This is a genomic window from Candidatus Pedobacter colombiensis, assembly GCA_029202485.1.
In the GTDB taxonomy this organism is placed as follows: domain Bacteria; phylum Bacteroidota; class Bacteroidia; order Sphingobacteriales; family Sphingobacteriaceae; genus Pedobacter; species Pedobacter colombiensis.
Genome location: CP119313.1, coordinates 2,144,460 through 2,157,997, shown reverse-complemented (window position 1 = coordinate 2,157,997; position 13,538 = coordinate 2,144,460). Strand labels below are relative to the sequence as shown.

Here is a 13,538-nt window from a genome sequence, read left to right as displayed (position 1 = left end):
CCCTTATTAATTTGTGAATAAAACTGTCATGTAAGTGATGTAGCGAAGCTGTGCATGTTGGACAATTTCTTACAATAGCCTTTGTAATCTAAAAATTCTTATATGGAAAATCAATTCGGCTCCAGACACCCATGGACCAGACGCTGGTTAGTTGTTTACACCCGTCCGAGATGGGAAAAAAAGGTAGACAAGTTATTAAAAGAACAAGATATAAAATCTTACTGCCCGATTAAACAGGTGACCAATCAATGGGCAGATAGAAAGAAAATTGTTGATTTGCCCCTCTTTAGTGGGTATGTGTTTGTGTGGGTTAGTGAACGTGAGGAGTATAAAGTGAGGCAGACTTTAGGGGTCCTGAATTTCATCTATTATATGGGAAAACCAGCTGTAATTAGAGATAGTGTTATAGAGAGAATTGAAAATCTTATAAACACACATTCTGATTATGAGATCATCAATTCGCAAGAAATAAATCATGGCGACCGCATCCGTATTAAAAGCGGCATTTTTTACAATCAGGAAGGAACGGTTATCAAAGTACATGGTAAAACTGTTTTAATGGTTTTTGATCATCTGAATTGTGCGCTGGTATCAAACGTCCCCCTTGCTGACGTAATGTTGAATATGGCAATATAGCTCAGCTTACGTCCCTAACAGATTTTAAACATTTAATCTTAAACAAATGATTCCTGTAACCAAACCATTTCTTCCTAAGGAAGAGGATTTTAGAGCGTATATTAATAGTATTTGGGAGCGACAATGGCTCACAAACAATGGTCCATTGTTAAATGACTTTGAGTTAAAACTTAAGGAATACTTAGATATAAAACATTTACTATATGTTTGTAATGGCACTTTTGCATTGCAATTGGCCATTAAAGCTTTACAACTTACGGGCGAAATCATCACCACTCCATTTTCTTATGTCGCGACTACAAGTAGTATTGTTTGGGAAGGTTGTAAGCCTGTGTATGTTGACATAGACAATGAAACATTTAACATTGATCCTTCAAAAATTGAAGCGGCTATTACCCCGCGTACTTCTGCTATACTTGCTACGCATGTTTATGGAAATCCATGCGATATAGATATGATCCAGGAAATAGCCGAAAAACACGGATTAAAAGTAATTTATGATGGTGCGCATTGTTTTGGTACCTCCTATAAAAATAAATCGATTTTTGAATATGGGGATATCAGTACAACGAGCTTTCATGCAACCAAATTATTTCATACTATTGAAGGCGGTGCAGTATTTACCAAGGACCCGAATTTATTAAAGGAAATGGCAAGTATGCGCAATTTTGGACACAGTGGACCTGAAACCTATTCTGGTCTTGGTGTTAATGGAAAAAACTGCGAATTCCATGCAGCAATGGGCTTATGCAACCTGGAATCTGTAGATGAAATATTAGAGAAAAGAAAAAGTCTGTCATTGCATTATTTCGACAAGCTAAAGGATTTAAAAGCAAAATTCCCAAAATTAAACACAAGTAAGGATTACAATTATGCTTACTTTCCGGTTCTGTTTGACTCTGAAGAACTTATGTTGAAATGCCTGACGGAGCTGGAACTAAATAAGATATATTGCAGAAGGTACTTCTACCCTTCACTTTCTACATTACCATATGTAGAGAATTCAGTTATGCCTATATGCAATGACGTATCAAGAAGGATAGTTTGTCTGCCACTTTATCACACCTTAACTGTTTCAGATCTGGATTTAATTTGCCGTATTATACTAAGGGTGCAAAACAACCAGAAAGTAAAACCTAAGGTTATAGGTAATTTTGATAGGCTAATAGCCAATAAGCTTGCAACAGTAAATAACGGTCACTCTTATATCCCTAAGTAAGCGGACTTACCATATATCATGAGAACCCATGCGCAAAAAATTATTCTTTATAATTAATACACTTAATGGCGGCGGTGCAGAAAGGGTAATTTCCAATTTATGCAACTATTTTAATAACCGCAGCTTTGACGTAAGCATAATTTGTCTGAATCATACTACTCCTGCCTACTATCTCGCACCGGAAATAAAAGTTTATACATTAGTAGATACAGAACGGAAATCAAACTTCCTATTTAGGATATGGTACAGCGGTTTAACCTTCTTTAAACTGCTTACTTTACTAGTAAGATACAGGCCGAAAATGATCATATCATTTATGACCACTGCTAATTTATGGACAGGTATTACTTGTAACATCCTCGGTATACCGTATATAGTTTCAGAACGAACAACACCAGATGATACGGTAAATAAATTTAATTACGCTCTTAGATGGTTGTCCTATCATATCTATAATAAAGCAAAAATGATTGTTGTACCTTCAAAGGGTATGATTCCCTGTTTCAGAAAGAACAAATCATTTAGAAACCTAAAGAATTTTGAGGTCATCAATAATCCTATAAATCAATTTACCTCCTCAGAAGCTATAGATGTACACAAAAGAAAATTCATCCTTGCAGTTGGTAGGTTAGACGAATTTAAGGGATTTGACCTACTTATTACTGCATTCAAAAGTGTGCAACGTGAGGATGTTGATCTACTAATATCCGGAGAAGGTTGTGATCGTAAAAAACTTGAAGATCAGATCCAAGATTTGAACTTAGCGCACCGGGTAAAATTAATAGGCTTTAAATCAAACTTACAGGATTATTATAAACAAGCTCAATTGTTTGTACTTTCTTCAAGGATTGAAGGCTACCCTAATGTATTGGTCGAAGCCATGAGTTTAGGCTGTGCCTGTGTAGCTACTGACTGTGAATTTGGGCCATCAGATATTATTGAGCATGAAAAAAATGGATTGCTTGTTAAAGCAAATAGCCCTACTCATTTAGCTGAAGCGATAAATCGCGCGTTAGAAGATTCGACACTTAAAGCAAGAATAGCCAATAACGCAAAACTGATTAATTATGCCAATTCTGCGAAGAACACTTCTGGAAAATGGGAAAAGCTAGTCTTACAAAGCACATAAAAGCATCCCAACAACAATTCTGGCATCTTAAAATTGTATTTACTTTTAAATATAAGAATATGAACATTTCATTTTCACCACCGTTTATTGACCAAAATGTAATTAATGAGGTAATGGACACACTAAAATCCGGTTGGATTACTTCTGGACCGAAGGTAAAAGAGTTAGAGAAGGAGATTGCTCGTTTAACAACGTCTAAATCTGTGGTCTGTGTAAACTCATGGACTTCTGGAGCAATCATGATGTTAAAATGGTTTGGGGTAAAGGAAGGTGATGAAGTTATTATACCTGCCTATTCTTACTGTGCTACTGCTTTATGTGTATTGCATTGTGGTGCCACTCCAGTAATGGTAGATATATCGGATGATCTAACTATAGATCCGCAGCGCATAAAACAGGCAATTACCTCAAAAACAAAGGCAGTAATTGCTGTTGATATTGCTGGTTGGCCATGTGATTACAATATGATCAAAGCTTTGCTTAAAAGCCCCAGAGTTAGAAGTTTATTTGTTCCCGAATCAGAAAAACAAAGAAAATTAGGTCGAATACTTTTAATTTCAGATGCGGCCCATTCCATTGGCGCAACGTACATGGGGCATTCTGCAGCAATATGTAGTGATATTACAATATTCTCTTTCCACGCCGTAAAAAATATTACTACGGCAGAAGGCGGCTGCATATGCCTGAATTTACCTGGTAATTTTGATTGTGAAGAAGAGTATAATTTCTTAAAGATATTCTCATTGAATGGCCAGAATAAAGACGCTTATACCAAATCGAAAGGTGGGAACTGGAAGTACGATATTTTATATGAAGGGTTAAAAATCAATATGCCAGATATTTGTGCAGCAATAGGTTTGGCCCAGCTAAAACAATACAAAAGTGTTTTATTACCTGCACGTAAAACCATTGCCTCAAAATATTGCGATGTTTTTAGCAGCTATAGTTGGTTTATTCCACCATCGCTGGAAGATTTTACCAGAGAGAGTTCCTATCATATTTTTCCGTTACGTATAAAGAATATTACGGAAGCACAAAGAGATCAAATTATTGAAGAGATCGTTACACATGGGGTCATTGTAAATGTTCATTTTATCCCTATGCCCATGTTGACTTACTTTAAGCAGACAGGCTACAATATTTCGGACTATCCAAACAGCTATAAGCAATATGCTTGCGAGATCTCATTACCTATTTATCCTAATTTAACAAATGAGGATACCGATTATGTTATTGATGCCGTGATCAGCGCAGTACAATTGCAACTTAAAAACAGCAAACTGCAGCAATTAGCACACGTTGAATAACTTTGACATAAAAATATACACAAAAAAAGCTTTAAGGCCAGTCCCTTCAATTGGGCTGGCCTTAAAGCTTTTTTTGTGTATATTTTGCTACGTCGTTAAGGTTGGAAAGATAATAATATAACCTGGATTTTCAACTTAGCGGTGTCTTAGAATTTAGGGGGTCATGCATGATACATCCCTTTTTTTGTGTTGTGTAAGGCAAAAAGTGCGCTCTGTAAATCAAATAGGAAATTTATGGCTCAATAGTTCATTGTATTTTTCGAGTAGTTTGATATACTTGTTCATCCAGTAATTGACTGGGAATGATTCAGTCGAATTGTCCTCTCCATTCTTAAAATGATTCATATTGCTTGTTATTTCGTTGTCAACACGAGCAAAATCATCCGGAAATTCCTTTGAAAAGTCATACTTAATGGCATTTCCAATCTTACAGATAATCTCAAAACTTAAAGATTCCTGATCGAACCAATTGTATATGGTTCTTCTACTCACATGTAATTTTCTTGATAGCGCACTTATCCCCATATGATCTCTCCTAACAACACGCTCAATTACTTTACCTACATTTAAATCCATAACAAAAATTAATTTAGTTCATAAATTGACGATATTAGAATTTACTGGGATGAATCTTTTGAGTTAATTGATGAGGTAATAGTCTATTTCTTCATATCTCGAGTTCTTACTTTTATAATCGGGTATTATTTCTTTCATCTTCTTAACCATAGCATAATCGTTGTTTAGGTTATTAAGAGATAGCAATTCATCAATTACTTCCTGAACATAACGAATGCTATGACTAATTGTTTTGGATATTTTAATTTTTGGGTGATAAGTAGCGATTGTTTGTTCTTCAACAAGTAGTAATTCTTCGTACAACTTCTCTCCAGGCCTTAATCCTGTAAACATAATCTTAATATCCTTCTCAGGACACAAGCCCGCTAGTTTGATCATATTTCTTGCTAAATCAACTATTTTAACGGGTTCCCCCATGTCAAAGATATAGATCTCTCCCCCATTTCCCATGGCTCCGGCTTGTAATACCAATTGCACTGATTCAGGAATAGTCATAAAATATCTTGTTATTTCTGGATGTGTAACTGTAATAGGTCCACCCCGCTCTATTTGTGCTTTAAATCGAGGTATTACCGAGCCATTAGAGCCTAATACATTGCCAAATCTGGTGGTAATAAATTTAGTCTTGCATTCCACTTTGTTATCTATTGAATCTACTTTATCACTGGATATGGTTAAAGTCTTTTCATTGTTTAATGATTGAATGTACATTTCGGCCAGACGTTTAGATGCACCCATTATATTTGTGGGCCGTACGGCTTTATCTGTAGAAACCATTATAAACTTTTCTACACCTGACTCTATAGCTAAATCTGATATGTTTTTTGTTCCAAATACATTGGTCAATATGGCTTCTGAAGGGTTGTTCTCCATCATTGGCACATGTTTATATGCCGCTGCATGAAAAATGATTTGGGGGTGATATTCATCAAAAATAGCTTTCATTCGGCACTTGTTCTGAATGTTAGCCATCACTATATGTGTTTTTGCATGAGAAAAATTGTCTTCAATCTCTAACTGCAAATCGTGCAGAGGGGTTTCGGCCTGATCACACAGAACAACAAACTCCGGATTAAAGTTTACAATTTGACGGACGATTTCCGATCCTATTGAACCTGCCGCCCCAGTAATTAAAATCCGTTTTCCCCCTATTTCCCTCAAAATATTATTTGTAGTAAGTACAATGGGCTCTCTTTCTAATAAATCTTCTATTTTTAAATCTTTAATTTGATTTGCCGTTAATTTGCCATACAACCATTTATTAGATTGTGGTACAGTAACCACTTTAATACCTAATTCAATGCATTTATCTAAAGTACTTTTTTTGCCATTTATGTTTAAATCATCACTTACAAAAAGTACTTTACTGATATTGAACTTATCTCGTAAGGTTTCTATTGAATTAGAATGATACACTTTTTTTTGTTCGATTTGCTTGTTTAGCTTGTCTTCCTTATCATCCACAAAAGCGATTACATTTAATGCATTGCCCTGACTACCTTCTAAAGCTTTTTTTACTAAAATTGAATCACTACCCGAGCCATATATTAAAATATTCTCTTTCTTATCTGTAGGCTCCAGGGCGCTTATATAAACAAATAAGCTTTTTACAAGAACTCTTAAAATAATTAAGAGCGATGATGATACAAAAAAGTTCATAATCAATACCTCGGGAACCGATTTAGACGGTATCTCGAAGCCTAACGCTAAGCATACATTGCAGATGATGGTAAAGGCAAAATTAGTTAACAATACTGCCATAAATATTCGAATAATATCCAGAGTATTGGAATATCTAATGATACCTGTATGTATGCGCATTCTCATGAATACACAAACAGAAATTAAGCTATATAGCGCTATATAAATAAAGGTATTTGAATAAAACAGCTGTCGATATTCAAACTTATTAATTAACAAGAAAGACATAAAAAGTGTCCAGGATATAATAACTTGATCAATCATCAAAATCAACCAACGCGAATACGTTTTATCGCCGAACATTAGCTTTTTCATAATATTAAAAATTTAAAATATAAACTCAAAATAGCCGCAGGTTAAAATTTTAACTACTGCACGATAAAGAGGAAAGAAATCAATATTAGAATCCTTATCGATTCCAATTTTATTAACCAGATAATGATAGACAGATTTGTTGGTAATATAACGCCAGCTTTTATATTCCAAAAACAAATCCGAGAAACCTGTTTTCCATTTAAATAACGTATCCTCTTTAAAGCCATAACCGCCACCAAGATGAAAGTATTTCATTCCCAATTCCCGCCCCAGAATACTAATTTGATCTGTTAAAAATTTAGCTGGAGAAGTGGAAAGGTATTTAGATGAAGTAGCTATTAAGTGACTTTGCATAATGCCACAGGTACATGTAATAATACTCCCACAAATTACCTTATTGTGAAAATAAACAAGCAAAAGTCTGCAATCAAATTCATCATTATTAACAAGGTCAATGAAGTATTTTTTATTAAAAAAATACTGCTCTTTTGCACCAATCCGTGCCATATTTTCCGTGTAGATATCAAAAAACAAATCGATATCCTCAGGGTTTTTACCTTCCTTTATAATATAGTCATAGCTCCAGGCCTTCTTTATATTGTGTAAAGTGGTTTTCCTGTATTTTTTACGTTGTTCTTCAATAGTTGTGGTTAGATCTATAACTACAGTTCTTCCATTTTTATAAATCCCCCCAAACCTCTCGATTAACAAGTTTTGATTAAAGAATGGATTTAATCTTGAAAAGACTGAAACATTACCCTCCTTCTCCAAAAAATCCAAAAATGATTCTTTAAAATTATTCATCAGATCTTCATCAATATCTTCGAACTTTCGATTCGATATCGGTCCCGGATATCCATACACTGATGCAAGGTCGGAAAAATGAGAGCCTGATATTTCCCTTTTCAATAATGGAAATGCGATATAGTCCTTTCCCTCCTCATAAATAAAAAGAAAAGGATCGCCTCCTTCATCCATAGAATGATAGTGCCAGGTATGATAAAAATCATATTCCGCACAACCTTTTACATAGGCTATCCATTGCTTCTTGTTAAGAATACTAATTAATTTCCTCATAACAACACGAAATTTTAATTTAAATAATAAACAAAACAACAAGCTAATTATCCGTTGTGAACATGTGCTTTGTCAGTACCATTTTGAGTTGATTATTGTGCTTACTAACAGTAACAAATCCCAACTTTTCATAAATGGAAAGTGCTGGAGTATTATCTTCATGTGCAAAAAGAAAAACACTTTCAAGCTTTTTTTCAGAAAACCCGAACTTGAGAATTAGTTTAGTGGCCGACTTTCCTATTCCCCTTCCCCACAATTGTTTTTCCCCTATAAACAGATGAAATTCGCCCTTAGAATCCTTCAAATCTATTAATTGCACATTACCAATGTATTGATCTGTACCATGTAAACAAATCGCAAATCGGCTATCATTCTCTTTATTTAATTTAGTACGAAGCCATTCAGTTTCTTGCTCCAAAGTAAAATCAGCGCTAGGCTTAAATTCTGTATAAACCCATATGTCAGGATCTTTACGCCATTGATAAGAAGTTTTCGCATCCTCTAAACTCAATGGTCTTAAGTAGACAGACTCATTCATAATATATTATTTAAAAGATCATTTATTTAATGGCTTCAACTAACCCTGACCAGGCTGATACATTCTTAAATGCGGCGGTTGGTAAAATTCCTGAAGATTTGCTGAAATACGAGCGTTATACCCTATTACTTGCCGTAGGTGATTATTTAACCCTTCGCCAAACTCGTAACCTAAAAATCTTGGAAAATCAAATTGAGGCTTGAAGAAAGGTCTTGTAAAAGTAAGCGTTAATGCCCGCCTTGGGCCATCAGTATTATTATTTCCTGCAGCATGCCAAATATTGGAATCAAATAAAATAATGCTTCCTTTCTTTGCAATAGCTCTGTCGGCGTGCTCGTAAAAAAAGTCATCTTCAGGTTTATTTTCTTGTCTATGTGATCCAGAAAGAAAATAAGTTGCTCCATTATCAAGGGTATAATCGTCCAATAATACAATCATTTGGATTGCAATTTTAAAATCATCTGTAAAACTCCTAATGTCCCGGTGAACGTTATGAACATAAGCTTTAAAATTTTTAAAATTCAGGACACCACTTATCCCATTTAAGATATAATTACCTTTCAGAAAATGTCTCATTTCTTTATCACAATACATTTGTTCTAAAAAAGGCATACTAAAATTACCTTTTTCCAAAAGGTGATGCAGTGTACCTTCCATATTAGTTTCAATGCCATTTTTAATTTGAATATCTCTCCTCAATAGATAAGCAGGCTCCAGGTCATTAATTATATTATTGATCATTCCTTCATCTACGGCATTCTCATAAATGACCCAACCAAACCGATCAATTGCATTCTCGAAATCACTTATAGTGGCTTCGGAATAAATAAATTTATTTTTCAAAGCATAAAGATTTAATGGTTTAACTTCAATTGATTTCCAATCTTTTAAAAGATATGTGAATATTTTTATTTAATGGGATACTGCGGGACTGCGGTAAAGGGGAAAGTAATCAGCTTTGATATCATCGTTTCGTTCCTTAACAAGGTCGTCGTAGGTAAATGTATCTGATATAAATCCCCAAGTGATATCTTCCAGAAAAAGAGAGGAGAAATAGGATTTAAATTTGAACAATGAGTCTTCCCGACCACCCAAGCCGCCTCCAAGGTGAAAATATCTCTTTCCGAGTTGTCTTCCTATTATACTAATCTCGTCTGTAAGTAATTTACTCGGCGACTGATTTACGTAAGCATTAGAAGTTGCAGATAAATGGTTACGGATTACATTTCCAGCGCACATTATGACGGCCCCGCAAATCATCACATCACCATGATAGATTACAATTAATTTACAGTCTTCTTTGCTTTTGATAAGTTCTGTAAAGTATGCTTCATCATAAAAATAACTCTCTTTGGCTCGCAGTCTAAGCATGTTTTCGGTATACATAACTGTGAATAATTTGATATCGTCCTGGCTGTTCGCTTCTCTGATATCATAAGGCATTTTTCTTAATTGTCTAATTTGCTGCCTTAGTTTTTTCTCATATTTTGCCCGTTGTTCCTCAATAGGAATAGACAGATCCATATATACCGTTCTGCCATTATTCATTACGCCCCCAATTTTTTCTATTAATATTCTTTGATCAATAAATGGATTGAGACGAGAGAAAACGCAAACATATCGACCAGCTTCCATAAAACTTAAAAAAGAGGATTTAAAGTTTTCAAGCAATTGCTCATCGATATCAGAGAATTTCACATTAGAAATCGGACCAGAATATCCATAAACAGATGTCAGATCAAACAAATCTGAATTGGCAATTTTTCTTTTCAATAATGGAAGCGCAATAAAAATATCAGCTTCTTCGTATACAAAAAGAAAAGGTTCACCACTATTCTCTAAAGAATGATAATGCCAGGTGTGATAAAAGTCATAGCTAACAGAATTACTAACATATGAAGTCCACTCTTCTGACTGTTTAAAATTGATTAAATGATATGCCATACAATTGAAAAATTTTAAGACTACACAATCATAACCTTTCTAGTAACCAACATTCATAATTTTAAGCATTTCGGAATTTACCAGGTTCACATCAAATTTCTTTTTAGCAAAGTTCCTTCCATTAATGCCATATAAAATAATATCCTTGGTATGGTTAATATAATACTCCATCCTTGAGGCAAGGATTGGGATATTCTTTATTGGAACTAAAAAACCATTGATACCTGATGGTGAAGCATCTATAGTTTCACGGCATCCAACAGAATTACTGGTAATAATTGCCCTTCCCATTGCCATACCTTCTAAGATGCATCTAGGTATGCCTTCCCCATAATAAGAAGGTAATACGAGAATTGAAGCATCCCTAATATATGACCTGACATCATCTACCTGACCAATGTATTCTATAATGTCGCCCGATTGAATTTCAGCATATAACTCTGTAGTAATTGAATCTATATTGTCATCAAATGAGCCAATGAGTTTAAATTTTACATCTGGAAATTTACTGCGTACTATTTTAGCAGCTTCATAAAACTCTTTAACTCCCTTTGAATTGATTAACCGGGATATCATCAAAAAGCTTATTTGTGAAATTTTAGGTTCAGAGTAGTCATAATGACTTAAATCAACACCCGAACCATTAACGACAAATGCCTGGTGCTTTGCTCCAATGATTTTGGTTTCCAATAATTTGTTATAATCATCTTTGTTCTGAAAAATGACTCGAATTCTTTTGTTTGCGCTTAAACTAAACTTCAATAAAAATTTAGTTATTGTACTGACCAATTTCTTCTTAGCGCCGTTATCTGTAAAGTTGTAACCCAGGCCAGTAAGCATGGGTGTAATACAATTTATTTTACATAGTCTTGCTAAGATCGTTCCATATATTACAGGCTTAAATGTATATGGGAAAAATATATCAGGTTTAATTATTTTAATCAGATTATATAACTTAAAAATATATTTAAGATCAGAAAAAATAGAAACGTTGCTCCCATTTAACGCATTCTCATATACAGTAACATTCATGATTTTTAGTCTTTCCCTTACATGCTGTTGCGAAATTTTCGGAGTAAAAACGTATACATCATTTTTCTTAATGAGCTCCTCAATGAGTTTACCACGAAAATCCAGCAAGGTTCGTGATGAATCACAAGCAATCAATACTTTCTTTCTGTTTTCGGTCATGACAACGGATATAAAAAAGGTCGTTAAACCACAAGGCCACCTGACTTACAGTCAGATGGCCTTGTGGTTAGATATTTTATTTATTTCTATTTATTATAATGTTGCACCGGCTCCTTTAGTTACAATAGATGGAACATCTGCTGCTGCATTAAGGGCTGATTTATATTCATAAGTTGGTGTCCAGTTTGCAAGTGGTGTAGTAATATCATTTTTACCTGATTTTACATATAGATTTGTTTCTGATCCACTAATATATCCCGGAGGATCACCCGCTAAGTTTGTTGAAATTGGTTTAACGCAATTTTCAAAATATTCATTATCGGTACGAACATTTCCACCAGCACGAGCACTGATTGAGTATCCGCTATTGTTTAAGTGATAATTATTAAACAAGTGAACACTTCCATAATTCATTGTTGGTTCTCTTTCTGAAATATTGTTCCAGAAATTATGGTGAAGTGTAACATGCAATTTACCAATATCCTGAGATGCTATTTCTGCATTAATTCCTGCACTAATCAAAACTGATAGATTGTTATTGCTGAATTTATTCCAGGAAACCGTAACATAATCTGAATATCTGGTTATACTAATATCTTTACCATAATATTCCCATCCATGATTACGATCTGCTGAGAATTCACAGTGGTCTACCCAGATATGGTGTGCACCTTCTTTTATCTGAATACCAGCGTTGGTTACATAATTTTTAATTTTAAGGTTTTGAACAATAATATTACTAACTGTATATACCATAAACGATGCGCCTTCTACTGATGCACCAGATAAACCAATGATTGATTTATTTGATTTCACATAGATTGGATCATCTCCAGCTCCTTTAATCGCACCTGATACATAAATAATTTTTGGACCATCTGAACCTACTGCACTCTTTAATGCCTGTAAAGTTGATACTGTAATTTCTGAACCACCTTTACCACCAGTTGTTGTTCCATTTACTGCTGCATAACCAATTAAACCGGTAGCGACTACTCCACTGCCACCACCTGTTGTTGGAGGGGTAACTGTTTCTGGAGGTGTTACTGGCGGTGTAGTTGGATTAGTTGGTGCGGATCCTGTTGTGAAAGTATATTTCCTTCCATTTGTCTTCGGATTTGTATTATCAGATGCAGAGAATATTAAACTGTTTCCCCAATGACTGAATTTACCTTTACCTATAGAACTGATATCAGCATGTTTAGAATGAGCTGCTCCAAGTTCTTTGCCATCTTCAAAAATTCTTAATGTTGAAATGCTTGGTTGAGCATTAGAATCTCCGGTAGTTCCAAAATCGCGGTAAAGCACATAAGCAAAGCCTCCTTCTGCGCTAAGCGCAGACAAATCTAAAGCCGTTTCTGTTGAAGGCACCACCGGCGATATCTCGGTCGGAGTTCCTCCTGTTGTGAAGGTATATTTCCTGCCATTTTTTCTCGGATCTGTATTATCAGATGCAGAGAATATTAAACCATTTCCCCAATGGCTGAATTTACCTTTACCTATTGAGCTGATATCAGCATGTTTAGAATGTGCTGCGCCCAATTCTTTGCCATCTTCAAAAACTCTTAGTTTTGAAATAGTTGGCTGAGCGTTCGAATCTCCAGTAGTACCAAAATCACGGTAAACCGCATATGCAAATCCTCCTTCTGAAGTGGCACCTGATACATCTATTGACGTTGCTGTTGTGCTGGATACAGCCCCCGTTGTATTTTCAATATTATTACTGCCAGACAAGTTATCAGGAACTGCAGGAGCATCCTTCTTGCACTGACTAAACATTAAAATTGTGGATAGTAGTATCCCAAACATAAGTACGCTTGTTAATTTTTTTCTTAATCTTTCCATTAATACATTCTTTTTTAAATACCCCCTTTAAACGGGGAGCCTAAAAAAAAATTGTATCTT

The 13,538-nt window shown here is 34.8% G+C and carries 12 protein-coding genes; 4 read left to right on the top strand and 8 right to left on the bottom strand.

From position 1 onward, the window contains the following. Positions 1 to 102 precede the first annotated feature (102 nt). Genes P0Y49_09120 through P0Y49_09105 form a run of 4 tightly spaced genes read left to right on the top strand, consistent with a single transcriptional unit; the run spans position 103 to position 4,291 of the window. On the top strand, positions 103 to 636 hold the full coding sequence (locus P0Y49_09120) for a UpxY family transcription antiterminator (GenBank protein ID WEK21302.1): 534 nt from the start codon (positions 103 to 105) through the stop codon (positions 634 to 636). A 46-nt stretch (positions 637 to 682) separates the two neighbouring features. Then, complete coding sequence (locus P0Y49_09115) at positions 683 to 1,855, top strand: DegT/DnrJ/EryC1/StrS family aminotransferase (protein ID WEK21301.1); 1,173 nt, start codon at positions 683 to 685, stop codon at positions 1,853 to 1,855. Between the two features lie 28 nt (positions 1,856 to 1,883). Then, on the top strand, positions 1,884 to 2,984 hold the full coding sequence (locus tag P0Y49_09110) for a glycosyltransferase (GenBank protein WEK21300.1): 1,101 nt from the start codon (positions 1,884 to 1,886) through the stop codon (positions 2,982 to 2,984). Between the two features lie 59 nt (positions 2,985 to 3,043). Beyond that, a complete protein-coding gene (locus P0Y49_09105) occupies positions 3,044 to 4,291 on the top strand; it encodes a DegT/DnrJ/EryC1/StrS family aminotransferase (GenBank protein ID WEK21299.1) in 1,248 nt (415 codons plus the stop codon). 219 nt (positions 4,292 to 4,510) lie between these two features. On the opposite strand, the gene P0Y49_09100 is transcribed toward P0Y49_09105, so the two are convergent. The 8 genes from P0Y49_09100 to P0Y49_09065 all read right to left on the bottom strand — a co-directional run bounded on the left by P0Y49_09100 (position 4,511) and on the right by P0Y49_09065 (position 13,478). Beyond that, positions 4,511 to 4,867, bottom strand: coding sequence for a helix-turn-helix domain-containing protein (locus P0Y49_09100; GenBank protein WEK21298.1), 357 nt, complete (start codon positions 4,865 to 4,867; stop codon positions 4,511 to 4,513). A 63-nt stretch (positions 4,868 to 4,930) separates the two neighbouring features. Then, positions 4,931 to 6,526, bottom strand: coding sequence for a nucleoside-diphosphate sugar epimerase/dehydratase (locus P0Y49_09095; protein ID WEK21297.1), 1,596 nt, complete (start codon positions 6,524 to 6,526; stop codon positions 4,931 to 4,933). A 369-nt stretch (positions 6,527 to 6,895) separates the two neighbouring features. After that, entirely contained in the window at positions 6,896 to 7,960 is a 1,065-nt protein-coding gene (locus P0Y49_09090) for a GNAT family N-acetyltransferase (GenBank protein ID WEK21296.1), read from the bottom strand. Between the two features lie 43 nt (positions 7,961 to 8,003). Further along, on the bottom strand, positions 8,004 to 8,498 hold the full coding sequence (locus P0Y49_09085) for a GNAT family N-acetyltransferase (GenBank protein WEK21295.1): 495 nt from the start codon (positions 8,496 to 8,498) through the stop codon (positions 8,004 to 8,006). 39 nt (positions 8,499 to 8,537) lie between these two features. Continuing rightward, on the bottom strand, positions 8,538 to 9,341 hold the full coding sequence (locus P0Y49_09080; GenBank protein ID WEK21294.1) for a phytanoyl-CoA dioxygenase family protein: 804 nt from the start codon (positions 9,339 to 9,341) through the stop codon (positions 8,538 to 8,540). A 69-nt stretch (positions 9,342 to 9,410) separates the two neighbouring features. Then, positions 9,411 to 10,442: a GNAT family N-acetyltransferase gene (locus tag P0Y49_09075; protein ID WEK21293.1), complete on the bottom strand. Its 1,032-nt coding sequence runs from the start codon at positions 10,440 to 10,442 to the stop codon at positions 9,411 to 9,413. 39 nt (positions 10,443 to 10,481) lie between these two features. After that, positions 10,482 to 11,633: a glycosyltransferase family 4 protein gene (locus P0Y49_09070; GenBank protein WEK21292.1), complete on the bottom strand. Its 1,152-nt coding sequence runs from the start codon at positions 11,631 to 11,633 to the stop codon at positions 10,482 to 10,484. A gap of 93 nt (positions 11,634 to 11,726) precedes the next feature. After that, a complete protein-coding gene (locus P0Y49_09065) occupies positions 11,727 to 13,478 on the bottom strand; it encodes a pectate lyase (GenBank protein WEK21291.1) in 1,752 nt (583 codons plus the stop codon). Between the last annotated feature and the right edge of the window lie 60 nt (positions 13,479 to 13,538).